Annotated in this window: 20 protein-coding genes; 14 read left to right on the top strand and 6 right to left on the bottom strand. The window is 65.3% G+C overall.

From position 1 onward, the window contains the following. Positions 1-53: 53 nt before the first annotated feature. Positions 54-653 carry a lysozyme inhibitor LprI family protein gene (locus tag GCT19_RS03840; RefSeq protein WP_152851044.1) on the bottom strand — a complete coding sequence of 200 codons (600 nt, stop codon included), beginning with the start codon at positions 651-653 and terminating at the stop codon, positions 54-56. A gap of 265 nt (positions 654-918) precedes the next feature. Between GCT19_RS03840 and GCT19_RS03835 the strand changes: the two genes are divergently transcribed. The 8 genes from GCT19_RS03835 (at position 919) to GCT19_RS03800 (ending at position 8,670) form a co-directional block, all read left to right on the top strand. Beyond that, complete coding sequence (locus tag GCT19_RS03835; RefSeq protein WP_152851043.1) at positions 919-1,764, top strand: SH3 domain-containing protein; 846 nt, start codon at positions 919-921, stop codon at positions 1,762-1,764. 287 nt (positions 1,765-2,051) lie between these two features. Then, positions 2,052-4,367 carry a putative bifunctional diguanylate cyclase/phosphodiesterase gene (locus GCT19_RS03830; protein WP_018435382.1) on the top strand — a complete coding sequence of 772 codons (2,316 nt, stop codon included), beginning with the start codon at positions 2,052-2,054 and terminating at the stop codon, positions 4,365-4,367. A gap of 135 nt (positions 4,368-4,502) precedes the next feature. Next, positions 4,503-4,691, top strand: a complete 189-nt coding sequence (locus GCT19_RS03825) for a hypothetical protein (RefSeq protein ID WP_008922008.1) — start codon at positions 4,503-4,505, stop codon at positions 4,689-4,691. A gap of 169 nt (positions 4,692-4,860) precedes the next feature. After that, entirely contained in the window at positions 4,861-6,258 is a 1,398-nt protein-coding gene (locus GCT19_RS03820) for an FAD-containing oxidoreductase (protein WP_152851042.1), read from the top strand. A gap of 28 nt (positions 6,259-6,286) precedes the next feature. Beyond that, positions 6,287-6,640, top strand: coding sequence for a cupin domain-containing protein (locus GCT19_RS03815; protein WP_152851041.1), 354 nt, complete (start codon positions 6,287-6,289; stop codon positions 6,638-6,640). A gap of 147 nt (positions 6,641-6,787) precedes the next feature. Further along, positions 6,788-7,363: a TMEM175 family protein gene (locus GCT19_RS03810; protein ID WP_018435386.1), complete on the top strand. Its 576-nt coding sequence runs from the start codon at positions 6,788-6,790 to the stop codon at positions 7,361-7,363. Positions 7,364-7,366: 3 nt separating this feature from the next. After that, on the top strand, positions 7,367-8,173 hold the full coding sequence (locus tag GCT19_RS03805; protein ID WP_152851040.1) for a hypothetical protein: 807 nt from the start codon (positions 7,367-7,369) through the stop codon (positions 8,171-8,173). Between the two features lie 8 nt (positions 8,174-8,181). Continuing rightward, entirely contained in the window at positions 8,182-8,670 is a 489-nt protein-coding gene (locus GCT19_RS03800) for a metallophosphoesterase family protein (protein ID WP_018435388.1), read from the top strand. A 67-nt stretch (positions 8,671-8,737) separates the two neighbouring features. Here GCT19_RS03800 and proP read toward each other — a convergent pair whose 3' ends face one another. From proP to argA, 3 genes are all read right to left on the bottom strand, one after another. Beyond that, entirely contained in the window at positions 8,738-10,207 is a 1,470-nt protein-coding gene (proP, locus tag GCT19_RS03795; RefSeq protein ID WP_152851039.1) for a glycine betaine/L-proline transporter ProP, read from the bottom strand. Positions 10,208-10,942: 735 nt separating this feature from the next. Then, positions 10,943-11,215: an oxidative damage protection protein gene (locus GCT19_RS03790; protein WP_026228676.1), complete on the bottom strand. Its 273-nt coding sequence runs from the start codon at positions 11,213-11,215 to the stop codon at positions 10,943-10,945. 131 nt (positions 11,216-11,346) lie between these two features. Further along, a complete protein-coding gene (argA, locus tag GCT19_RS03785; protein WP_152851038.1) occupies positions 11,347-12,735 on the bottom strand; it encodes an amino-acid N-acetyltransferase in 1,389 nt (462 codons plus the stop codon). A 210-nt stretch (positions 12,736-12,945) separates the two neighbouring features. On the opposite strand from argA, the gene GCT19_RS42590 reads away from it, so the two are divergent. Then, positions 12,946-13,086: a hypothetical protein gene (locus GCT19_RS42590; protein WP_193727366.1), complete on the top strand. Its 141-nt coding sequence runs from the start codon at positions 12,946-12,948 to the stop codon at positions 13,084-13,086. Next, a complete protein-coding gene (gene hrpA / locus GCT19_RS03780; RefSeq protein WP_152851037.1) occupies positions 13,083-17,420 on the top strand; it encodes an ATP-dependent RNA helicase HrpA in 4,338 nt (1,445 codons plus the stop codon). Before GCT19_RS42590 ends, hrpA begins: the two co-directional genes overlap by 4 nt. 83 nt (positions 17,421-17,503) lie before the next feature. On the opposite strand, the gene GCT19_RS03775 is transcribed toward hrpA, so the two are convergent. Further along, positions 17,504-19,969, bottom strand: coding sequence for a YadA family autotransporter adhesin (locus tag GCT19_RS03775; RefSeq protein ID WP_152851036.1), 2,466 nt, complete (start codon positions 19,967-19,969; stop codon positions 17,504-17,506). 579 nt (positions 19,970-20,548) lie between these two features. On the opposite strand from GCT19_RS03775, the gene GCT19_RS03770 reads away from it, so the two are divergent. The 4 genes from GCT19_RS03770 (at position 20,549) to GCT19_RS03755 (ending at position 24,556) form a co-directional block, all read left to right on the top strand. Beyond that, entirely contained in the window at positions 20,549-21,568 is a 1,020-nt protein-coding gene (locus GCT19_RS03770) for a YVTN family beta-propeller repeat protein (protein WP_018435393.1), read from the top strand. An 82-nt stretch (positions 21,569-21,650) separates the two neighbouring features. After that, positions 21,651-22,649, top strand: coding sequence for a sterol desaturase family protein (locus GCT19_RS03765; protein WP_018435394.1), 999 nt, complete (start codon positions 21,651-21,653; stop codon positions 22,647-22,649). Positions 22,650-22,853: 204 nt separating this feature from the next. Then, entirely contained in the window at positions 22,854-23,687 is an 834-nt protein-coding gene (locus GCT19_RS03760) for an EI24 domain-containing protein (protein ID WP_018435395.1), read from the top strand. A gap of 20 nt (positions 23,688-23,707) precedes the next feature. Further along, a complete protein-coding gene (locus tag GCT19_RS03755; protein ID WP_152851035.1) occupies positions 23,708-24,556 on the top strand; it encodes a competence/damage-inducible protein A in 849 nt (282 codons plus the stop codon). Between the two features lie 175 nt (positions 24,557-24,731). On the opposite strand, the gene GCT19_RS03750 is transcribed toward GCT19_RS03755, so the two are convergent. Continuing rightward, the gene (locus GCT19_RS03750; protein ID WP_018435397.1) at positions 24,732-25,196 is read right to left on the bottom strand and encodes a rhodanese-like domain-containing protein; all 465 of its coding nucleotides are present in this window, start codon (positions 25,194-25,196) and stop codon (positions 24,732-24,734) included. Positions 25,197-25,558: the final 362 nt, after the last annotated feature.

Here is a 25,558-nt window from a genome sequence, read left to right as displayed (position 1 = left end):
TGTTGGCACGCTCGGCACCGGCGCGGAATTCAAGACCGGTGCGTTCTTCCGTCTCATTCCCCGACGCCCGCCTGCACCTGCGGTTGCATCGGCATCGGCATCGGCGCTTGCGCTTGCGGTGGCGCCATGTCCGCCGCCTCGAGCGTGGCCACGCCGCAGAACCAGTCGCCATCGCGCGGCTGATACTTCCACCGCTGACCCGACTGCCCGATCACGCTCGCACACTGCTCGTTGACGACGAGCCCGGGCTTCGCGGCCGTGCATTGCAGCGGCGAGTGGTCCGAGTGCGCTTGCGCATCCCCACCCACGGGCGCCGCGTGCCGCGCGCCGCCCGGCAAGCTCGCCAGCAGCCGCTGCAATTCGTCGATGCGCGTCGCGTACCACGTGCGCAGACACCCGGCGTCGCGGCAGTTCGCTTCGCGCCAGGCCCACTTGCTGTCGCTGTCGTCGATGAACGCGCGGCGCTGGGCGACCCGTCGACGCGCTTTCCAGTAGAGTTGGCCCAACGTGTCGTCGAGCGCCGACAGCGCGGAATCGCCGCAAATCATGCGCTCCGCCGGCGAGCGGCCGCGCTGGCAGTCGAAGCTGGTGGCGTTGGCGTACGGATGCGCGAGCAGCAGTCCGGCGATCAGGAGGGGGCGAAAGAGGGTCATCAGGTCCCCGCGGGGCATCGATTGGTCATGCCGCCGATGATCGGCCGGTTGCCCGCCCCGCAGACGTACGAACAACGCCGGAGTTCGGGCGGGTCGTTACCAGATGTTGCCGCGCGGGCTTGCCGGCTGGCATATGCCGTGCGTAAGCGCTGCGGGCGCGAGCGCGCGTTCGCGTGTCATGAAATAGGCGCAACGTCTATTGATGGGAACTGGGGGCCCATAGGCCGGCATGGTTCAAAGGCGACCATCGAAATTGGGAGAACGAATGCAACGACAACTCGTGATCGGTCTTTACATGGCAGCGGGCCTGCTGAGTTTGCCCGGCGTGGCCGCCGCGCAGTCGCAGGCCTATACGAACAGCGGGACCAACGTGCGCGCGGGCCCGGCGTCCGACTACCCGATCGTCGCGCAGCTACCGGGCGGCGTTCCGGTGACGGTGATGGGGTGCCTGAGCAATTACCAGTGGTGCGACGTCGCCACACCGAATCTGCGCGGCTGGGTGTATGCATCGCGGCTCAGTTCGCCGTACCAGGGCTACAACATGCCGCTGAACTACGGCGCCGCGCTCGGTCTGCCGATCCTCGCGTTTTCGATCAACGATTACTGGGGCAACTACTACCGCGGCCAGCCGTGGTACGGCCAGCGCTCGCGCTGGGCGCGTCATGCGCCGCCCCCGCCGCCGCGGCCGGGCGCCGGGCATCCGCCGCCGAACTGGCGGCCATTGCCGGGGCATGGGGGCGGGCGTCCGCCGGGGGGAGCGTCTACGGGCAATGCGGGTGGCCGTCCACCGGGTGGGCATCCGGGCAATGCGGGTGGAAGGCCTTCGGGTAACGAGGGAGGCCGACCACCGGGTCACGCGGGTGGACGCCCACCGGGTGGCCCCCCGCCGGGCGGCGCCGGCGGCCGTCCTCCCGGCGTGGAGCAGGGCGGCGGCGGTCGGCCACCGGGCGGCGGACCGCAAGGCGGCGGAGGCGGTCGTCCGCCGGGCGGCGGCCAGCAGGGCGGCGGAAATCGTCCCCCAGGCGGTCATCAAGGCGGGCCCCAAGGCGGTGGTCCTCAAGGCGGCGGTGGCGGCGGAACACGGCCTCCAGGAGGCGGCGGCAACAATTGACATTTGAGCGATTGACGCCGCCGCCGCGCTGAAGACAATCGTGCCAAACGGGCCGCCGCAACCTGCCGCGGCGGTCCGGCGCGTCGAGCCGCCGCGCGGCGCCTCCGGGCCACGAACCGACACCCCAAAAGCGCCGTCGTCCGTCGTACCCGCGTCAACCGATGCTTGCACGCCACACCCGTAGCCGTCCGCACGCGATGCGCTGCAGATTTTTACGCCGTGCTTAGCGTAAACCCCGGTGTGCCGCGTACACTAACTTGCCGATGTTGGGTTGGGGGGGCGCAACTATGATTTGCGAAGCGACATCACGTGGCACGACGACAGCCGCGCCGGAGGGCGCCCGCTATCGCCCGGAACGGGCCGAGGAAGTACTCGCATCCGAGCGCAGCGTGTTGCGGCTGATCACGCGCAACACGCCGCTGCCCGAGTTGCTCGACGAAGTCTGCCGTCGCGCCGAGGCGCTGCTCGGCGACGGCGCGTGCTGCTCGATCCTGCTGCTCGACCCCGACGGCTTGCATGTGCGCGTCGGCGGTGCGCCGTCGCTGCCGCCCCCGTTCAGCGCCGCGATCGAGGGTGCCGCGATCGGTCCGCGCGCCGGCTCGTGCGGCACGGCGATGTTCGAGCGCCGCCTGGTGATCGTCGACGACATCGAATCCGATCCGCTGTGGGAAAACTTCCGCGCTTTCGCATTGCCGCACGGCTTGCGCGCCTGCTGGTCCGTGCCCTTCGAAAACGACGCCGGCATCGTGCTCGGCGCGTTCGCCGTCTACTACCGCGCCACCCGCCGTCCGACCCCCGAGGAAGAGGCGATGCTGCGCGACATCGGCAGCAGCGTCGGCCTCGCGGTCCATCAGGACGCGATGGCGCAGCGCCTCGCGCATAGCGAGGAGCGTCACCGGCTGGTCGTCGATCATCTGAGCGAAGGCATCGTCGTGCAGTCGCGCACCGGCATCGTGCTTGCCTGCAATCCGAGTGCGCAGCGCATGCTGCACGTGACAGCGCAGGTCGTCGGCCGCAGCATGCAGACCGTGATGACACGCGCGTTCGGCGAGGACGGCTCGGTGATCGGCGACGGCAACCGTCCGGTCACCCAGGTCTTCGCGACCGGCAAGCCGATGCTCGGCGTGACGATCGGCCTCGAGCTGATGAGCGGCGAAGTCGTGTGGATCACGGAAAACGTGGTGCCGATCCTGCGGCCCGGCGACAGCGAGCCGGATTCCGTGCTGATTTCGTTTTCCGACATCGGGCCGGTGCGCGAGGCGCAGCGCCAGCTGAAGTACCTCGCCACGCGCGATTCGCTGACGGGCCTCTACAACCGCGCCTACCTGACCGAGCGGATGCGCGACCTGTTCGCGCCGCGCGCCAGCGGCGACCATGGCGGCGAACTCGCCAGCGTCGCCGTGCTGTTCGTCGATCTCGACGGCTTCAAGAAGGTCAACGACACCGCCGGTCACGAAGCCGGCGATACCTTGCTGTGCAGCGTCGCCGAGCGGCTGTCGGCCTGCGTCGGGCGCAGCGACACGCTGGCGCGGGTGGGTGGCGACGAGTTCGTGATCGTCGCTAGCGCGTACGGCAATACGGGTCAGTTGATCGCCCTCGCGCATCGCGTTCTCGACATGATCGCGGTGCCGTTCGCGGTGGCGGGCAACGAGTACTACCTGGGCGCGTCGATCGGCATTAGCCTCTTTCCCGAAGACGGCCAGGACGTCGCGACGCTGATGCGCAACGCCGACTCGGCGATGTATCACGCGAAGCAGCGCGGTCGCAACAACTTCCAGTTCTTCACCGCCGAGCTGAACCAGCATCTGCAGCGGCGTTTCACGATCGAGCAGTCGCTGCGGCGCGCGCTCGCGGCCAACGAGCTGAGCCTCGTGTACCAGCCGATCGTCGATAGCCAGAGCGGTCGCACGATCGGCGCGGAAGCGCTGCTGCGCTGGTACAACAGCGAACTGGGCAACGTGTCGCCGGGCGAATTCATTCCGGTCGCCGAGGACGCCGGGCTGATCGTCGAGATCGGCGACTGGGTGCTCGAACACGCCTGCCAGCAGGTTGCGCAGTGGCGGCGCACGTTGGCGCCGCATCTGATCGTCGCGGTGAACCTGTCGCCGCGGCAATTCAACGACGGGCTGCTCGAGCGGATCGAGCGCTGTCTCGCGCAGTCCGGGCTCGAACCCGCCGCGCTCGAACTCGAGATCACCGAGCGGCTGCTGATGAGCGACAGCGACACCGTGCTGCCGATGCTGTGCGCGCTGAGCGCAATGGGCGTGCGCGTGTCGGTCGACGATTTCGGCACCGGTTATTCGTCGCTGTCGTACCTGAAGCGCTTTCCGCTGCATAACCTGAAGATCGACCGGTCGTTCGTCGCAGGGCTGCCGGATCATCGCGATTCGATCGCGATCACGCAGGCGGTCGTCGCGATGGCCCACTCGCTCGGCATGAACGTGACCGCCGAGGGCGTCGAGACCGCCGAGCAGGCGGCGTTTCTGCGCGCGATCGATTGCGACAAGCAGCAAGGCTACCTGTACAGCCGGCCGGTCGGGGCTAGCGCCTATGCGCGCACGCTGTACGACGCGCAATTGATCGGCATGGCGAAGGCGTCCTGACGCGATTGTTCAGTTTGCCGAACAAGTGACTTCGCGTTGCCGCTATTTATCGGCGGCGACGCGCTCCCTAAAATTCCCCCATTGAAACGTTATTGGTGCGCGGTGCCGAAGCGGCGCTCCGCAATGGGGGTCGTGATGTCAGAGTTGATCAGAAACCAGCTTTACAGGCCATCGGTCGTGCTGCCGATGGTCGCTTTGATGCAGGTGATGGTGTCGCAAGACTTCAATCTCGGCCAGGTCGGCTGGGTATTCGCGGCGCGCGGCGCGCAGGCCGCCCTGCAGCGTTCGCGCGAGTTGATTTGCGCGGTTCATTGCCACGCCTGAGAAGTCCCGCGAAGTACCACCCAGTAATCCAGACTGACTGGCGCCGCCTCGCGCGGCGCGCGGCAAAACGGGCCATCGCCAAAGCGCCCGCACAATCCGACATCGCATGGCAGCCCGTGGCACTAAGCGTAAGATGCTACGACCTGCACCCAGACCCGGGAGAGTTGCCATGCCACAGCACTTCGACGCAGTCGTGATCGGTACGGGACAAGGCGGCTCGCCGCTCGCCGTGCGGCTCGCTCAAAGCGGGCGCCGTACCGCGGTGATCGAGCGCGCGGACTTCGGCGGCACCTGCGTCAACGTTGGCTGCACACCGACCAAATCTTATGTGGCGAGCGCCCGCGCGGCGCACGTGGCGCGCCATGCTGCGGACCTCGGCGTGCAGGTGGGCTCGGTCAGCGTCGATATGGCGGCCGTCAAGGCGCGCAAGGACCGGATCATCGGGCAGTCGCGCAGCGGCGTCGAAAAATGGCTGCGCGGCACGGAAAACATCACGGTGTTCAATGGCCATGCGCGCTTCACCGGCCCACGCACGCTCTCGGTCATTGGGCGCGACGGTCAGCTACTGGACGAGCTCAGCGCGTTCGAAATCTTCATCAACACCGGCACGCGCGCGGTCGTGCCGCCGCTCGAAGGCATCCAGCGGATTCCGTACTACACCAACTCGACGCTGCTCGAACTGACCACGTTGCCGAATCATCTGGTGATCGTCGGCGGTAGTTATATCGCGCTCGAATTCGCGCAGGTGTTTCGCCGCTTCGGCAGCCGCGTCAGCGTGCTGGTGCGCGGCGAGCGCGTGCTCAACCGCGAGGATGCCGATTTCGCCGAGTCGGTGCAGAAGGTGCTCGCGCGCGAGGGCGTCGAGTTTCATTTCGGCGTGCAGCCGACGCGCGTCGAGCTGCATCCGCATCGCGCGAACGATGTGTGCATCGGCTTCGAGCAGAACATCCCGGCGATGGAAGCATCGCACCTGCTGGTCGCGACCGGCCGCACGCCGAATACCGACGACCTCGGTCTCGACGTCGCCGGCATCGAGACCGACCGGCACGGCACGATCATCGTCGACGGCCAGCTGCGCACCAGCGTGCCGGGCGTGTGGGCGATCGGCGACGTGAACGGCCGCGGCGCGTTCACGCATACGTCCTACGACGACTACCAGATCGTCGCGGCGAACCTGCTCGACGGTGGCGCGCGCAGCGTCGACACGCGGATCATGACGTACGCGGTGTTCGTCGATCCGCCGCTCGCGCGCGTGGGCATGTCGGAAGAGGAGGTGCGCAAGAGCGGCCGCAAAGCGCTGATCGCGACGATGCCGATGTCGCGCGTGGGCCGTGCGCGCGAGCGTGGCGAAACCGACGGCTTCATGAAGGCGCTCGTCGATGCGAACAGCAAACAGATACTCGGCGCGGCGATTCACGGCGTCGAGGGCGACGAGGCGATCCATACGTTCGTCGACATCATGACGGCGGGCGCGCCATATCCGACTTTGCAATACGCGATGCACGTGCATCCGACCATCAGCGAACTCGTGCTGACGCTGCTCGATGGGCTCGAGCCGATGCAATGAACCGCGTTGACGCCGGCGCGACACGCGAATGACAAGCTCGCTCAAACCCGCACGTAACAGCGGCAACCTGTTCGACGCCGTCGCGCGGCCGGCGACGACGGCTGACGAGCAGGTCGACGCGCTCGTCGAGCAGGGCGGCGTGACGATCGAGCGGATCGTGTCGACCGGGCAGGCGAGTCCGCCCGGCTTCTGGTACGACAGCCCGCGCGCCGAATGGGTCGTGCTGCTCAGCGGCGCGGCGGTGCTCGAATTCGACGGCGACCCCGAGCCGCTTCCGATGAAGCCAGGCGATCACGTGCTGATCGAAGCGCATTGCCGGCACCGCGTCGCATATACGAGCGACACCGAGCCAAGCGTCTGGCTCGCCGTCTACTACCCGTGAGCCGCGGCGGACGGAGTCATCCGCGCGGCCGGCTCGGCGCATCGACAAATCCTCACACCATCACGGATAATCGGCAGCGGCGCGGCCCGCGCGCGATGCGCGGGCGGGCTGTGCGCCCCACCGCATTCATCTTCGGGACATCGCAGCATGGGCAAGGGACGCGTCGAAGCCTTCAGCGATGGCGTAATCGCCATCATCATCACGATCATGGTGCTCGAGCTGAAGGTGCCCGAGGGCTACGATCTCGCGGCGCTGCGCCCAGTCGTGCCGGTGTTCTGCGCTTACGTACTGAGCTTCATCTACGTCGGCATCTACTGGAACAATCACCACCACGTGTTCCATGCGGTGCAGACGGTCAACGGCAAGGTGCTGTGGGCGAACCTGCATCTGCTGTTCTGGCTGTCGCTGCTGCCGGTCGTCACGCACTGGGTCGGCCGAAACAATCTGGCCGCGTGGCCGACCGCGATGTACGGCATCGTGCTGTTCATGTCGGCGATTGCGTATTTCATCCTGACGCGCGCGCTGATTTCTCAGCATGGACGCGATTCGGCTCTGGCCAAAGCGCTGGGCAGCGACTTCAAGGGTAAGGTCTCGGTCGTTATTTACCTGACCGGCATCGGGCTCGCGTTTGTCGTGCCGTGGGCGTCGGCTGCGCTGTACGCGCTCGCGGCCGTGTGGTGGTTCGTGCCGGACCGGCGCATCGAACACGTGCTGGAGACCTGAGCAATGCTGCTCGCGCTGAAGCTCGTGCTGGTGCCGGCCTTTCTCGCCGCGCTGACGGTGGCCGCGCGCGTCTGGGGACCATCGGTCGCCGGATGGCTCGCGGGGCTGCCGGTCGTCGCTGGACCGATCATGCTGCTGCTCGCGCTCGAGCGCGGGCCGGCGTTCGCGGCGCAGGCGTCGGCGGCGTCGATTGCGGCGATCGCCGCGTTGGAGGCGTTCAATCTTGCTTATGGGTGGACCTGCCGGCGCTTCGACTGGCCGCTTGCACTGCTTGTGGGGGTGGCCGGCTGGCTCGGCGTTGCGCTGGTGATCGTGCGGCTGCCCGGCTCGGCCGGATGGGCGCTGGCGGCGGCGTGCGTGGGCGTGGCGGTGTCGCAGAGCAGCTTGCCGCGCGCGACGGGCCATGTGCCGGCGGCGCGCGTCGGGCGCGCGGATCTGGCCGTAAGGATGCTCGCGGGCGCGCTGCTGACGCTCGCGGTGACGGCGGCCTCTGCATCGATGGGCGCGGCTTGGAGTGGCGTGCTGTCGGTGTTTCCGCTGCTCGGCATCGTGCTCGCGGTATCGGCGCAGCGTGCGCATGGCGCGGACTTCGTCGCGCTGCTGATGCGCGGCATGGTGGTCGGGCGCGGCTCGTTCGCGGCGTTCTTCGCGGTGACGGCGTTGCTGCTGCCGCAGTACGGTGTGGCGACGGGCTTTGCGTGCGCGGCGGTGGTGTCGGTCGTCGTGCAGGGGTTGACGCGGCGCATGCTGGCTGGGCAGCGGCGCGCTCACGCGGCGGCGCGAGAGTTGGCGCAGCCGCAGACTGAGTGAGATCGAGCATGGCTTCACGTCGCCCACCTTCGATTGCTGCCCGTATCGGGCTCGTCTCCGACACGCACAACCTCGTGCGTCCCGAAGCGTTGCATTATCTCGACGGCTGTGATGCGATCATTCACGCGGGCGATATCTGCAACCCGGACGTGCTCGACGCGCTCGCGCGGATCGCGCCGCTGACCGCGGTGCGCGGCAACAACGATACGGGCGACTGGGCCGCCTCTTTGCCGACGCATGCGCGGCTGACCGTCCAGCAGGTGACGATTCTGGTCGTGCACGACATCGCCGAACTGGGCTGCGTGCCGCACGACGAAGGCATTCGCGTCGTTGTGAGCGGCCACTCGCACAAGCCGTCGATCGCCGAGCGCGACGGCGTGCTGTACGTCAATCCGGGCAGCGCGGGGCCGCGGCGTTTCAAGCTGCCGGTGTGCGCGGGTAGATTGATCGTCGAAGGCGCGCAGGTCAGCGCGACGTTCGATTCGCTGCTGACGTAAAAAAAGCGGGCCGGCGAATATCGCCGGCCCGCTTCGACACTACCCTAGCGAGGGATGACTGCGCGGATCAGGCACGCGCGGTCGCAGCCGCCGCGAACCCTTCATCCATCTCCTCGGCCTCGCGCTCGCCGCGCAGCACCGCGTGTGCTTCGGCGCGCGTCGCGACGCACGGGCCCGAGCCGAGCAGCGGCTTGCGCGCGGTTTCGCGTAGTGCGAGCACCGACACGATGCCGATCAGCGAGGCGCCCATCAGGTAGTACGCGGGCATCATCAGATTGCCGGTGCGGTCGACCAGCCATGCGGTCACGAGCGGCGTCGTACCGCCGAACAGCGACACCGAGATATTGAAACCGATCGCGAGCGCACCGTAGCGGATCCGGGTCGGGAACAGCGCCGGCAGCGCCGACGGCATCACGCCGGTGAAGCACGACAGCAGCACGCCGAGGATCATCAGACCGGCGAACACCGGCAACACCGTGCCCATGCGAATCAACAGCAGCGCCGGAATCGACAGCGCGAACAGACCGACGCAGCCGAGCAGCATCACCGGCTTGCGGCCGATCGCGTCGGACAGACGGCCGGCGGCGAGCGTCAACGGCATCATCAGGATCATCACGAGCAGCACGAGGAACAGGCCGTGCGTTTCGTTGAAGTGCAGCGTCGCCGACAGATAGCTCGGCAGATACGACAGCGCCATGTAGTCGGTCACGTTGAAGATCAACACGAGGCCGACGCACAGCAGCAGCGGCTTCCATTGCTGCACGAGCAACTGGCGGAACGACTGCTGCGGCACCGCGCGGTCCTCGGCTTCACGCTGTTCGGCCTGCTTCTTGAACGCGGGCGTTTCCTCGAGCTTCATACGGATGTAGAGACCAACCAGGCCGAGCGGACCGGCGATCAGGAACGGCACGCGCCAGCCCCAGGACAGCAGCGCGTCGGTCGACAGCGTCGCCGTCAACAGCGCGACCGTGCCCGCGCCGAGCACATAGCCGATCAGCGTGCCGAACTCCAGGAAGCTGCCCATGAAGCCGCGGCGCTTGTCGGTCGAGAATTCGGCGATGAAGGTCGCGGCGCCGCCGTACTCGCCGCCGGTCGAGAAGCCCTGCACGAGGCGCGCGAGCAGCAACAGCACCGGCGCGAGAATGCCGATCGTCGCGTAGTTGGGGATCAGGCCGATCGCGAAGGTCCCTGCGGCCATCATGATCATCGTCATCGCCAGCACGCGCTGCCGGCCGATGCGGTCACCGAGCGGCCCGAATACCATGCCGCCGATCGGCCGCACGAGAAACGCCGCGGCAAACGTGCCGAAGGTTGCGATGAGCTGCGCCGACGGGCTCGACGAAGGGAAGAACACCTTGCCGAGCGTTACCGCGATATAGCTGTACACGCCGAAATCGAACCATTCCATCGCGTTGCCGAGCGCCATGGCGCCGACGGCCCGTTTCAGGAGGGAGTGATCGACGACGGTGATGTCGTCGAGGGAAAGGCGTTGTTCTTGTTTGTGATGTCGCCAGAAGCCGTTGCTGGAAGCGGTCAAGGTTTAAAACTCCAATGACTGCGACGAAACTCGTGATGCGTTCCGCCTCGGTTGCTGGAAGTGCAATTTCGTGAGCGGGGCGAGGGTATCCGCGGCGCCGGTTATCCAGCGGCGGAACAGTTGGCGAAAAGAAACAAACGCCCGTGCCTCGCGATGAGTTCGCGAAAAAACACTCGTCTAGATTGTGCTGACTGTTGCACCTGCGTGGCCGTGGAAGGGGGGCAGATGCACGAAGGACGCGGGGCTGGCGGAAGCTGACCCATGCGCCACTGAAGGCTTGAAACGAAAAAGGCCGGTCTTGAATTTTTCCGCTTGAGGCGGGGAAACGACCGACGAGCCTTCTTGTTTAAAAACAGCTCGATTCAGGATGACGCACGCGCGGAAAACGCACGCCGAGTCAAACTGAAAAGAACACGAATGAAGGTGAATTGCAGCTGAAACGGGGCATATGTTAGCACGATGACAGAGGATCGTGCAAACCGGGGCGCGAGGTGAGGTCGCCGATGCGGCTGCATCCATTGCCGGGCGGGGGCTTTGGCGGGGTCTGAACGGGTTTGAAAACGGACCGCTTAGAACATTAGCGGGACGATTTTTTGACGGGAAGACGATGGGAATGCGGACACGATGCGCCGCCGATGTCAGGGCGAAAAAAATCCGCGCTTGCGGCGCGGATTTTTAGCCGTGCGTTGCCCGTTCGGGCGAAGCGTGGTGTCGAGTTGTCTCGACGTGGCAAGCTCAGGCCGACGGCGGTACGTAGCCCGATGCGGTATCCGCGCCTTCGCCGAAGAAGAACTTTTCGGTCTGCTTCATCAGATACTGACGTGCGCGCGGATCGGCCATGTTCAGACGGTTTTCGTTGATCAGCATGGTTTGCTGCTTCAACCAGGCTTGCCAGGCTTCCTTCGAGATACTTTCGTAGATCCGCTTGCCGAGTTCGCCCGGCAGCGGCGGGAAATCGAGGCCTTCGGCTTCCTTGCCGAGCTTCGCGCATTGAACCATACGAGTCATGCTGTGCTTCTCCTGTGTCGACCGGAGTTGGTGCTTTAGCACTTACTGCGGTCCCATGAAAAATGGTTACTGTATCAATGTGGGGTGGGCAGACGCCAGTTCGGATCAGATGGGGACGATCAAGCGGTTACTCAAAGCTGTTTCATCAGCACGAGCGACTTGCGCTGCCAGTTATAGAGTCGGCGACGGTCTTCGGGCAGGTCGTCGACCGTAGCCTTGACGAAGCCGCGTTTCAGGAACCAGTGTTCGGTGCGCGTGGTGAGCACGAAAATGCGTGTGAGGCCGCGTGCCCGCGCGCGCTGCTCGATGCGCTTGAGCAGACGCTCGCCATCACCGGTCCCTTGCGCTTCGGGCGCGACCGTCAGGCACGCCATTTCGCCGATGCGCTCCTGCGAATACGGATACAGCGCCGCGCAGCCGAACAGCACGCCGTCGTGCTCGATCACCGAGAAGTGGTCGATGTCACGCTCGATCTGGTGACGGCCGCGCCGTACCAGCGTGCCGTCCGCTTCGAGCGGCTCGATCAGCGCGAGAATGCCGCCGACGTCGTCCGGCGTCGCTTCGCGCAGGCTTTCGAGGTTCTCGTACGAGATCATCGTGCCGACGCCGTCGTGCAGGAACAGTTCGAGCAGCAGGCTGCCGTCGAGCGCATACGGGATGATGTGCGCGCGCGGCACGCCGCCGCGGCAGGCGCGGATCGAATGTTTCAGGTAAAACCCGGCGTCGCCGGTGACTTCGCCGCTTTCGTGCAGTTTGTAGGCGTCGTCGAGCGACAGTTCGCGGATCAGGTCGGTACCGGTTTCGCTGGCTTCCATCAGGCCCGGGGTTTCGGTCAGGAACACGATCTTGTCGGCGCGCAGCGCGATCGCCGCGGCCGAGGCCACGTCCTCCATCGACAGATTGAACGCTTCACCTGTGGGCGAGAAGCCGAGCGGCGACAGCAGCACGAGCTTGCGGCTCGCGAGCGAGTGTCGGATCGAATCCGCGTCGATTTTGCGCACGAGGCCCGTGTGCTGGAAGTCGACGCCGTCCAGAATGCCGACCGGGCGCGCCGTCACGAAGTTGCCCGACACGACGCTGATGTGCGCGTGCGCCATCGGCGTGTTCGGCAGACCCTGGCTGATCGCGGCTTCGATGTCGAGACGCACTTCGCCGGCCGCTTCCTTCGCGGACTCGAGCGCGCGCGCGTCGGTAATGCGCATGCCGTGCGAAAACTCCGATTCGACACCGTGCAGGCTCATCTGCTCCTCGACCTGCGGGCGCGAGCCATGCACCAGCACGATCTGGATGCCCATTGCCTGCAGCAGCGCAATGTCGGACACGAGTGCATTCAGCAGCCCCTGATGCACCACTTCGCCGCCGAAACCGACAACGAATGTCTTGTTTCGGAACGCGTGGATATACGGTGCGACTGAACGCATCCAGTCGACGAATTGCGCGTGCTGGGCGAGGGTTTCCGTCGAGTCGGCGGGGGCCGGAACGCTCGCGGGCGCGGGGACGAGGTCGGTTTGGGAATTCATGCCGGGGATTATAATGCGCCCCCATGTCGAATGTACCCAAAAGTCCCGCTGGGGCGAACGAGAAACCGGCGTCGTCCGGCGAGCCGGCCAACCCCGGCGACACGATGCGCCAGCCTGCGCAGGATGCGAGACCCGATCAGGCGCATGACGCGCGTCGGGGGGAGGCCGCGTCTGCGCGAAAAGTGCCGCCGGAAGCCGGCGGTGTAGGCCGTGAAGGTCGCGAAGAGCACGCTGGCGCGCGAGGCGCGGCGCGTGACGAACGGCGCGGTGTGTCTCGCGCTGAATCGGGTGAAGTGTCTGGTGCAAAGCGGGGCAGTGCGGGTCGTAGCGAGCAACGTGGTGCTTCGTTGAGCGAGCAGCTTGGCCAGTTCCGTTCCGCGCTTCATAACGCGGCCCGCGAGCAGCAGGGCGCTGGGCCGCAAAGCGAGCACCGCAGTACGCCTCCGACCGCGCCCAGCGGTGCGCATGGCCGGCAGGCTCGCGATGAACGAGGCGATGCGCGGCAAAGCGAGCAGCGTGACGAAGTCCGCGACGCGCGCTCGGACACACCTCGCGTTGAACAGCGTCGTGCGCCTCGCAACGAACAGGGGGAGCGCGGGCCACGTCACGAGCAACCCGGGTCTGCCCGCGGCGAGCCACGTCACGGCTCGCGCGACACGCAATCGCACGACAAACAATCGGGCGAGCCGCGCAAGGAGCCTCGCGCGCCCCGCGAACCGAGGCCGCCGCGGGTCGTCGAGCCGAATCCGATTCCACCGATCACGTTCCCCGAAGCGCTTCCTGTCTCCGGTCGTCGCGATGAGATCGCGCGGGCAATCGCGGAGAATCAGGTCGTGATCGTGTCGGGCGAAACCGGCTCGGGCAAGACCACGCAGCTGCCGAAAATCTGCCTCGCGCTCGGCCGTGGTCTCGGTGCCGGCGGCAATGGTCTGATCGGCCATACGCAGCCGCGTCGGATCGCGGCGTCGGCGACCGGGCGCCGGATCGCCGAGGAACTCGGCACGCCGTTCGGCGAAGTGGTCGGCTACAAGGTGCGGTTCAACGACAACCTGGCGCCGGGCGCATCGGTCAAGCTGATGACCGACGGCATTCTGCTTGCGGAAACGCAGACCGATCCGCTGCTGAAAGCCTACGACACGCTGATCATCGACGAAGCGCACGAGCGCAGCCTGAACATCGATTTTCTGCTCGGCTACCTGAAGGAGATTCTGCCGAAGCGTCCCGACCTGAAGGTGATCGTGACCTCGGCGACGATCGACGCCGACCGTTTCGCGCGTCACTTCGGCAGCGACGACAAGCCCGCGCCGGTGATCGAAGTGAGCGGGCGACTGTATCCGGTCGAGGTGCGTTACCGGCCGGTGGTCGAGGACAGCCCGGCGGTCAAGGCGGCGCAAGGGACCTCGGGTGCGGCGTCGTCTGGCCGCGAACGCCCGAAGACGCAGCGCGAGACCGACCGCGATCTGATGGAGGCGATCGTCGACGCCGTCGACGAACTGTGCCGCGAAGGCCACGGAGACGTACTGGTGTTCCTGCCCGGCGAGCGCGAAATACGCGACGCCGCCGAGGCGCTGCGCAAACATCATCCGCCCCATACGGAGATTCTGCCGCTGTTCGCCAGGCTCTCGGCCGCCGAGCAGGAGCGCGTGTTCCGCGCGTCGAACGCGCGCCGCATCGTGCTGGCGACCAACGTCGCCGAAACTTCGCTGACGGTACCCGGCATCCGCTACGTGGTCGACACGGGCCTCGCGCGCGTGAAGCGCTACTCGTATCGCAACAAGGTCGAGCAGCTGCAGGTCGAGTCGATTTCTCAAGCCGCCGCGAACCAGCGCGCGGGGCGTTGCGGCCGGGTCGCCGATGGCATCTGCATTCGTCTGTACGAGGAAAGCGACTTCCAGGGCCGTGCGCGCTTCGCCGATCCGGAAATTCTGCGCTCGTCGCTCGCTTCGGTGATTCTGCGCATGAAGTCGCTGCACCTGACGGCGATCGAAACGTTCCCGTTTATCGAACCGCCGCCGGGCCGTGCGATTTCCGACGGCTACCAGTTGCTCAACGAGCTCGGCGCCGTCGACGACGACAATCAGCTGACGCCGCTCGGCCGCGAACTCGCGCGGTTGCCGCTCGACCCGCGCGTCGGCCGCATGATCCTCGCCGCGCGCGACCAGCAGGCGCTGAAGGAAGTGCTGATCATCGCGAGCGCGCTGTCCGTGCAGGACCCGCGCGATCGCCCGATCGAAGCTCAGGAGCAGGCCGACCAGGCGCATCGCCGGTTCGCCGACGAGCGCTCCGAATTCCTGCAGTGGCTGAAGATCTGGAACTGGTTCGACGAAGCGATCGCGCACAAGAAATCGAACCGGCAGTTGCAGGACGAGTGCCGCAAGAACTTCCTGTCGCAATTGCGGCTGCGCGAGTGGCGCGATGTCCATTCGCAATTGCTGACGGTCGTGCGTGAGCACGGCTGGCGCCTGAACGAAGCGGAGGCTACGTTCGAGCAGATCCATCTTGCGCTTCTGACCGGCCTGCTCGGCAACATCGGCCTGAAAGCCGACGACGAGCCGTACTATCTCGGCGCGCGCGGCATCAAGTTCTATTTGTGGCCGGGCTCTGCGCTCGTGAAAAAAGCGGGCAAGTGGGTGATGGCTGCAGAACTCGTCGAAACGAGCCGGCTTTACGCGCGCTGTATCGCGAAAATCGAGCCGGAGTGGGTCGAGAAGGTCGGCGCGCATCTGCTGAAGAAGTCGCTGTCCGAGCCACATTGGGAAAAGCGTGCAGCGCAGGTGTCCGCGTTCGAGCGCGCGATGTTGTATGGCCTGCCGATTTACCACCGGCGGCGCGTCGCATTCGGCAAGCAGGACCCTGCGCGGGCGCGCGAGCTGTTTATTCGCGGTGCGCTTGTTGAAGGGGAGTTCGACACGAAGCTTGCGTTCTTCGCGCACAACCGCAAGCTGCTTGCCGACATCGAACAGCTCGAGCACAAGTCCCGCCGTCAGGACGTGTTGGTCGACGACGAGTTGATCTACGCGTTCTACGATCAGGCGCTGCCGGATGGCGTCTACACCGGCGCGTCGTTCGAGCGTTGGTATCGCGATGAAGTCAAAAAGAGCGGCCAGGCGGAGGACAAGCTGAGGCTGTTGTATTTGTCCCGCGACGATCTGATGCGGCACGAAGCGGCGGGTGTCACGACGGATCTGTTCCCGAAGCGGCTGACGATGGCGGGCATCGAGATGGCGCTGACCTATCACTTCGAGCCGGGTACGCCGCGCGACGGCGTAACGCTCGCGGTGCCGCTGTATGCGCTGAATCAGGTCGACGCGCGTCGTTGTGAGTGGCTCGTGCCCGGCATGCTGAAAGAAAAGACGCAGTTGCTGCTGAAGTCGCTGCCGCAGAAGCTGCGTCGGCATTGCGTGCCGCTCCCCGAATACGCGGCGGGCTTCGTCGAACGGCACAGCGCACAGCGCTTCGGAGTAGGGGGCCTGCTCGAGGCGCTGATCGCCGACGTGCGCGAGCAGACCCAGGTCGCGATGAAGCAGTCCGACTTCAAGCTCGAGACGCTGCCCGCGCATCTGTTCATGAACTTCAAGGTCATCGACGAACATGGCCGGCAACTCGCGATGGGGCGCAATCTGTCGCAACTGCGCGCGGAGCTCGGCGGTCAGGCGCAGCAGCATTTCCAGAAGCTCGTTTCGGGCGCGGCAGGCGCCGCGCTGGCCGATGCGGGCGGCGGCGGTGTCGCAACACCTGCGCGCTCTCCAGATCTGGCTGCGAGTGGCCCGGCGCGCGGCAAGGGCGCGGCCGCGCCACAACCCGCGACGCCGGATGGCGCACCAGCCACCGCGCTGTACGAAAACCTGACCACGTGGAATTTCGGCAAGCTGCCCGAATTGCTCGAAATTCGCCGCGGTGGTCAGACGTTGTTCGGCTATCCGGCGCTCGTGGACCGTGGCACCCATTGCGACGTCGAGGTGTTCGATTCGCCGGAAGAAGCCGCGCGGATTCATCGGGCGGGCTTGCGTCGGCTTTTCGCACTGCAATTGAAGGAGCCGATCAAGTATCTGGAGAAGAATCTGCCGGGTCTGCGCGAAATGGCCATGCAATTCATGCCGCGCGGCACGCAGGAAGAACTGCGCGATCAGCTGATCGACACCGCACTCGACCGCGCGTGTCTGCAGGACCCCCTGCCCGACGACGATGCGAGCTTCCATACCCGACGTGACGAAGGGCGTAGCCGCCTCACGTTGCTCGCGCAGGAAATCTCGCGGCTGGTTGGCCAGATCCTCGCCGAATACGCGAGCCTGATGAAGAAGCTTCTGCAGGCAAAGCCATTCGCGGCCGCGTACTCCGATCTGCAGAATCAACTCGATGCGCTGATCGGCAAGCGTTTTGTCGTCGATACGCCGTACGCCCAACTCGCACATTTCCCGCGTTATCTGAAGGGGATGGCGTTGCGTATCGACAAGCTGCGCGCGGACGCCACCCGCGACGCGCGGCAGTTCGCCGAATTCCAGCCGCTGCTGCAGCATTATCAGCGGGCGGTATCGCAGCGCGGCGGCGTCGTGGATCCGCGGCTTGCGGAATTCCGCTGGCTGCTCGAGGAATTGCGCATCTCGCTGTTTGCGCAGGAGCTGCGCACGCCGATGCCGGTTTCGGTAAAACGCCTGCACAAAGTGTGGGAGTCGATGCAGCGCTAAAGCCAGGGCGCTCGCCTGTGGACGCGGGGCACTGGGTGTGCACCGCGTCCGGGCTTTGTCCGATACGTTCGCTCGAACTGATTTCACCAATGCATCCCCGCGCCGATCGATGCGCCGAACTGCCGGCGCGAGTCGGTGCTGCCTTGGACCTTGTAGATCCATTTGCCAGTGTTCGACAACTGCGACACGCTAATCGCGAGTGCGGATTGACCACCGTACGTGCCGCCGGCCATGGCGACCATGCCGTGTCCCGGCAGGACCGCTTGTGGCAAGCCCGCCATCGCGATCGCCGATGCCGTGCCTGCGTAACTGTCCCGGCGGGCGGAACGGATCTGGTCGTCGGTATAGCGATTCGCCGCGCTGATCGCGCCGCTCATGCTTTGCTGCAGCTGATTGACGTTGACCGCGTCGGTGCCTCGCACGCCGGCCGCGACATTGGTGATCTGGCGCTCCTGGCCCGCCGAGCCAACGGATACTGAGTTCGCGCGGTCTGCGATGGAGCCTTGGCCTAAGGCCACCGAGTTGTCGGCGCTCGCGTTGGCCGCGGCGCCCACCGCCGTCGCGTTGTTGCCGTTGGCGATGGCATTCGCTCCGATGCTTGCCGCGCTGGCGCCGCTTGCTTGTGCATTCGCTCCGACGGCAATGGCGTTCGTGCCGGACGCCTGAGCGTTCGCACCTTCGGCGACCGCGTTGGCGCCGCTTGCCCGCGCGTTCGCCCCAGCCGCAATCGCGTGTGCGCCCGATGCCTGCGCGGTTTCAGTCGCACTGTCGCCCTCCGCGCTGAACAACGCGCCGGCTGTGCCGATCGCCGCGTTATTGATCGCGCCTTCGAGCGCCGCGTTCAGCTGACCGAGGTTGACCGCGTCGGACGCGAGCACGCCGTCCGCGACGTTGTGGATGGCGGTGCGCTCTGTGGTATCCCCGCCGAGCGTAATGCTGTTGTGATTGATGCTGCCGTCGGCGTTCGTGTCGTACATGACCGCGCCGTCCAGTTTCGCTGCGTTCGCGCTGCTCCGGTCGCTCACCGCTTTCAGCTGGGCGACGTTGACCGCATCGGTGTCGGCGGTGCCAGCCGCGACGTTGGTGATCTGGCGCTCGTTGCCCGGTGAACCGACCGACACGGTACCCGCGCGATCGGCAATCGAGCCCTGGCCGAGCGCGACGGAGTTTGCGGCTAGCGCGCTCGACTGATAGCCGAGCGCGAGGGCGCCGTCTCCGTTTGCCGTCGCGCTGGCCCCGAGCGCCGTGGCCCCTGAGCCGTAGGCCGACGCTGATGCGCCCAGCGACGTAGCGCCGGCCGTGCCGGCGGCAGCGCCCGCGCCGATCGCGGTCGAGTCGGTTGCGCTCGCGCTGGCGCTCGTGCCGAATGCGCTTGCGTCGGTGCCCATGGCGCTGGCGTTGCTGCCCGCGGCGAGCGCGTGCGTGCCGTCTGCGAGCGCGTCGTTGGAGCCGTCGGCCGGGTCAGCAGCGCTGAGGTAATGCTGCGCGCTGCTTTGAGCGAGTGCATCGACCTTGTTGTCGACCGCGCTCAACTGGCTCACGTTGACCGCGTCAGTGGGCGCGGCGCCCGCGGCGACGTTGGTCAGGCGACGCTCATTGTTCGCCGAACCGAGCGAGACTTCGCCTGTCGCGCTGGAGGCTGCGACCGGGGTCGCGCCCACTCCCCCGGGCACAAACGCGCTTTGCGACAGATCCGTCGTGGTGCTGGCATTGGCGCCAAGCGCGACGCTGTTGTCGGCGCTCGCGTTCGCGTTGCTGCCGAGCGCGATCGCGCCGGCTCCGGCCGCCGTTGCGCCGAAGCCGATTGCACTGGCGTAGGCGCCGCTCGCCTGCGCAGCGACGCCAAGGGCGATGGCGCCGACACCGCTGACGAGGGTACTACTACCCAGCGCGACGCTAGAATCCGCCAGCGCCGAGGCCCATGCTCCGGCGGCAAGCGAGCTGGTGCCTCCGGCCTGCGCGACATAGCCGAGCGCGGTCGATCCGACGCTGGTTGCCGTGGATAGAGAACCGAACGCGGAGGCAGCCGAATTCGCCGCGATTGACCCGGAGCCCGCTGCGACCGAGTCGACGCCGAGCGCCGATGCGTTCAGACCGACCGCGGTCGCGCGTTCCGTTTGCGCATTCGCATAGGGCCCGAAGGCGCTCGCGCCTTCACCCTGTGCGGAAGAGGAGAGACCCACGGCGACTGCGCTGTCGCCCTGTGCGGTGGCGCCTGCCCCTACCGCGAGCGCGCCGTCGTTTTGCGCGTTCGCCTGCGAGCCGATCGCCAGCGATGAGTTGCCGCTTGCGATGGCCTGTGCGCCTATCGCGACCGCGGCGTCACCGGGCGCGCTGGCCGTGCCGACCTCGACGGAAGCGACGCCGGCGCCGTTCGCTTCCGTGACGTAAAGGGCCGCCGCTATGGCAACACCCGCGGTACGTCGAACCGCCCGGGCGATGCCTTTCTGGCGCGCGCAAGCAACGTGTGTTTGCAGGCAGGCTGTTCGCGGCGCCGCGACTTTTCTTTGAGACGTGGTACGGCGAATTATCGAAATATGCTTGGGCATCAATTTACATTCCTCCGCATTATTGTGCTTTGTGCGTGCAGTGTGTAATTCAAGATAAACACGATGTTATTGCCATGGTGGGTTTTAAAATATTGAAAATACAAAACGCTGGGCATTGATGAAACATGCGCTATTTGGTCGAGCGCGCGTCGTCCCCGCGTTGTGCGCGCGGCATTCATGGGTGAGGCGCTGGCGAGGCGACGCGTAGAAGAATTCTCCGATGTCCGCGCGCAATTCGGGTATCAGCGAACTCCGAAATTCAAACGGGCTAAAAAATATATTAATACAGGTAGATTTTAACTGTGTGAAAAAAGGAATATTCCTATTTTTTCGCTAATGCTTTTGGGCGATATTGGCGTGTGGTTGATGCATGATTGATTCTGACAAGGAGAGGCACATTGATTTCTCACTCGAAAACGCGTGACGCGAGCATCGAACTGGACGTGGTAGACGAACCCACCTGCGCGCGGCCGCACTTCATCGCATCCGTCATTTTTCGGTCGTCGCCCGGTGACTTACGTCAACCGCTCGGGCCGGCAAACGTTCTACAATGACCGTTGTTCTCCGAAGCGAGTTTTCATGCGTAAATTTCTTCTTCCCGGCTTCACTGCCACGTTCGCCGCGACTGCGGTGCTGGTCGCCGCCGCAGGCTTTTTTTCTCCGGCGGCGCACGCCAATAACGTGATCGTGCTCAATTCCGGTGAGGCCACGCTGAGCCTGATCGACGAGAACAGCCGCCAGGTCATCGGCACCGTGCCCACGGGCAAGGAACCGCATCACCTGATGGTCACGCCGGACAATTCCTCGCTGATCGTCGCCAATTCGGTGTCGAACAACCTGATGTTCGTCGATCCGAAAACGGGGCAGTTGCAGCGCTGGGTCGAAAATATCGAAGATCCCTATCAAATCGGTTTTTCGCCGGATCGCAAGTGGCTCGTCACTACGGGCCTGCGGCTCGACCGCCTCGACATCTACCACTACGACAACCAGAAGAACCAGATGACGCTGGCTACACGGCTGCCGCTCGCGGTGATGCCGAGCCACATGGCGTTCACGAACGACAGCAAGACGGTGTTCGTTTCGCTGCAGATCTCGGGCGAACTCGCCGCCATCGATCTGCCCACGCAAACCGTCAAATGGAAGATGAAGGTCGGCAAGGTGCCCGCGGGCCTGTGGATGACGCCGGGCGAAAAGTACCTGCTCGTTGGCATGACCGGCGAGGACTACGTCGCCGTCGTGGATTGGCGCAACCAGAAGGTTGTCAAGACGATTCACACCGGCAAGGGCGCCCACAACTTCCGCTCGCTCGCCGACGGCAAGCATGTCGCGGTGTCGAACCGCGTCGCTAGCACGATCAGCATCATCGACGAAGACACGCTCACCAACGTCGGCGACATCAGCGGCCTGATGCCGGGACCGGATGACATGGAACTTTCCGCCGACAAGCGCTATCTGTGGGTGACCTTCCGCTTCGCGAAGCACATTGGCATCATCGATCTCAACACGCGCAAGCTGATCCAGACGATTGCAGTGGGCCGCTCGCCGCATGGCATCTATTTCTTCAACCGCGCGCCGGTCACGGCGCCGAACGGTGCTTGAGGGGTCTCAGCGGGTGCCTGAGAGCAACAGAGCAGAGCCCGGGCGCCACGAGCCATCAAGAATGAAGTAACAGGCCAGCACAATGTTCCATCTGATTTTCTCCACACTCGACAGCTTCGTTTCAGCCACGCAGACGTGGCTGTACGTCGACGTGGTACAGCCGCTGCTGTTCCGGTTCAATCTGATGGACTACGACGAGGACACCTACGACAGCCTGTACTGGGTCATCGTCGGTGTGCTCGAGGTGCTCGCGATGTACGCGATCCTGCGTCCGCTCGAGGCGCTGCGCCCGGTCGAGCAATGGGAAAACCGCAAGGCAGTGCGCGTCGACGTGCTGTACACCTGGATCGCAAAGCTCGGCATTCTGAACCTGTTCTTTTTCTTCGCACTGCAGCCATTCTTCGACAACGTGCAAGGTTGGCTCCGGCTTCACGGCATCGCGAACCTGAACTTCGACAACCTGTGGCCTGGCGTGACCACGCAGCCGCTCGTCACGTTCGTCATGTATCTACTGGTGCTCGATTTCGCCGGGTACTGGTATCACCGCGGGCAGCACCGCTTCGGCGTGTGGTGGGAACTGCATGCGGTACACCATAGTCAGCGGCAGATGTCGCTGTGGTCCGACGATCGTAACCATCTGCTCGACGATTTGCTGCAGGCGTCGTTCTTCGCGGTGATCTCGCTCGCGATCGGTGTGCCGCCGTCGCAGTTCGTCGTGCTAGTCGCGGTCACGAACCTCGCGCAAAGCGTGCAGCATGCGAACATCCGCCTGTATTACGGCTGGCTCGGCGAGCGGCTGCTCGTCAGTCCGACATTCCATCGCCGTCACCACGCGATTGGCTTGGGTCATGAAGGGCTCAAGTACGGCTGCAATTTCGGCGTGCTGTTCCCGTGGTGGGACATGCTGTTCCGCAGCGTGTCGTGGAGCCGCGACATGGAGCCGACCGGTATCAGCGATCAGCTCGAAGGCCGCCGCTATGGCGATGGCTTCTGGACGCAGCACTGGTTCGCCTTCGTGCGCATCGCGCATCGCCTCGTATCGAAGCGCCGCGCAACCCGCAACGACACCGCCGCCGTTTGAGTTCATTCAGAGTTCATTCAGAATCCATTCTGAGCCCATTGCGCATCCATTCGTGCACGCGTCCGCCGCCCCGCCCACTTGCGCCGGCGGCGGGTCCCTTGGTTTATGCTGTGCACGTTCGTGCGCGCCTCCAGTGCCCCAGCATGCCAGGCCGGCGCGGCGCGTTTTTCCCGTCCATCGTTTCGTACGCAGGCATTGGCTCGCATGAATGATCTGTTGCGCTCGTTTGGGCGCGCACTCGCAAGCGCGTTGCATCCGCGCATGCTCTGGCTGACCTTCAAACCGTTTATCGTCGCGACGGTCGGCTGGGGATTACTGCTGTGGTTTTTCTGGCAGACGCTGACCGGCGCGACCCGCACCTGGCTCGACGAGTGGTCTTTCACCGCCACGCTTTATCATCTGTTCGACGTGCTCGGTTTTTCGACGCTACACGCGGTCATCGCGCCGTTCATCGTGATTGCGATGGCGATCCCGTTGATCGTCGTCACGGTGCTGCTGCTGATCGCCATGCTGTCGATGCCGGCCGTGATCCGCTTTCTCGCGGCGCGCCAGTTCGCCGGGCTGGAGATACGACGCGGCGGAACATGGTACGGTAGCCTCGGTCAGGCGCTCTCGACCACGCTGCTGTGTCTCGTCCTGCTGATCGTCACGTTGCCGCTGTGGCTCGTGCCGCCGTTCTTCGCGCTGATTCCGCCGCTGCTGTGGGGTTGGCTCACGTATCGCGTGATGACCTACGACGCGCTCGCGTTGCATGCGACGCCCGACGAGCGGCGCGAACTCGTGCGGCGCCATCGGTTGCCGTTGCTGCTGATCGGTGTCGTGAGCGGCCTGCTAGGTTCGCTGCCGACGCTGCTATGGGCGTCGTCTGTATGGCTGATCGTGCTGTTCCCGGTGATTACGACGGTGACGATCTGGATTTACGCGTTCATCCTCGTGTTCTCGGCGCTATGGTTCGGCAACTACTGCCTACGCGCGCTGCAGCGGATGCGGGCGGAAGCGTCTGGCGGCGCGCGCGAGGTCGCGCCGATTCCCTACTGATCCAAACGAAAGAGGCGGCAATGGCATTTGGCGTCATCATCATCGGCGATGAAATCCTGTCGGGCAGGCGCGTCGACAAGCATCTACCGAAGGTCATCGAGTTGCTCCGGGCGCGCGGGCTGTCGCTCGGCTGGGCGGAGTACATCGGCGACGATCCGGAGCGCATCACGGCGACGCTGCGTCGCACGTTCGCGTCGGGCGACATCGTTTTCTCGACGGGCGGCATCGGCGCGACACCTGACGACCACACGCGCCAGTGCGCGGCGGCCGCACTCGGCGTGCCCCTCGAACTGCATCCGGAGGCGGCGAAGCTGATCCAGGAGCGCATCCGCGACATGTATCCGGCGACTTCGACGACGCCGCTCGATCTGAACTCGCCCGAGAACCGGCATCGCCTGAACATGGGCACCTATCCGCAGGGCGCGGACATCATTCCGAACGGCTACAACAAGATTCCGGGCTTTTCGATCCGCCAGCACCATTTCGTGCCGGGTTTCCCGGTGATGGCCTGGCCGATGATCGAGTGGGTGCTCGACACGCAGTACGCGCATCTGCATCACACCACGCCTCACGCTGAAAAGTCGCTGCTGGTGTTCGAGCTGCCGGAGTCACGCGTGACGCCGCTGATGGAGAAAATCGAGCGCGATTTTCCGGGCGTGCGGGTGTTCAGCCTGCCGAGCGTCGGGGATGCGGAGCGCGGTGGTGTGTATGCGCGGCATCACATCGATCTCGGTGTGAAGGGTGAACCGGAAGCCGTCGCCGCGGCGTTCGTGAAGCTGCGCGAGGGGGTGCATCTGCTCGGTGGCGATATCGTCGAGCCTGAAGTAGCGGCCGCGGCGGCAGCCGCCACCGGTAAGCTGCGAAGCTGAGCGGCTGGCAGCGGTTCGCGCCGGAGGGTTGGGTTGGCGCGGGCCGCGACATCCCAGTGTCACAACCCGCGCCGACGATGCAATCAATGCGTGGTCGGCGCGTCCCGTTTTGATTGGCCTGCCTCAGCCCCGTGCGACGGGGCTTGCGCATGCGAGGGCAGTGCGCCGACCGCCGTCAGGCGCCGATCCACGGCAAGCCGTGAAAACACCATCCCGACACCGTCTTCCGATGCCCCTGGCCGTCCTTGTCGCCTTCGAAGCCTTCCAGCAGGTCGTACGCCTTCGTGAAGCCGGCCTGGGTCGCGGCGATCGCGGCGAGCTTCGAGCGCGCGGCGCTGCGGCACAGGAACAGCACTGGCGTGTCGGGCGAGGCGACCTGCGCGAGTTGCTGCATGAACTCCTGATTGGGCACCGCGCCCGGATAGCGCGTCCATTCGACATGCGCGTATTGGCCATCACCGATCACCGGCCGGCCGACCCAGTCGAGTTCGGCGCGGGTACGCACGTCGACGAGACGGGTGCGCGGATCGAGTTCCAGCAGTTCGAACGCCTCGGCCGGCGATACCGCGCCCGCGTAGGGCAACTGGTTCTCGGCGCGACGGGCGTCCGCCTTCGCGTAAAGCTGTTCGAGCGTGCTCATGAGCGTCAATCTCCTTCGGACCAAATGATCATTCTAGCGCGCGGCAGGCACCGCGCAGACCTGGGTAGACTGGGTGTCGTCGGGCAGTCGGTGGGCGCTGTCCCAACCTCGATGCGCAAATGTGGTGCAATTTCACCTGAATGCACCAAAATGGAAGATAACGTGTTTTCCAAAGCGGTGAATGCACAAAACTGGTGCGCACGGATGTTCGGGCGTTTCTTCGTGGCGCCGCCCGCGCTCCAGGCGTAGCCCGCACACGTAAGCGCAGTAAGGATTCGCGCCGAATTGGCTCAGTGTGGGCCCAGAGGTGGCACACTATCTGCTTTATTGGTGCCGATCGATTGGTCCCGCAGAATTTTCCG

Source organism: Paraburkholderia atlantica (assembly GCF_009362785.1).
GTDB lineage: Bacteria > Pseudomonadota > Gammaproteobacteria > Burkholderiales > Burkholderiaceae > Paraburkholderia > Paraburkholderia atlantica.
The sequence above is the reverse complement of the archived record's forward strand: the minus strand, read 5'-3'. Positions and strand labels throughout refer to the sequence as shown.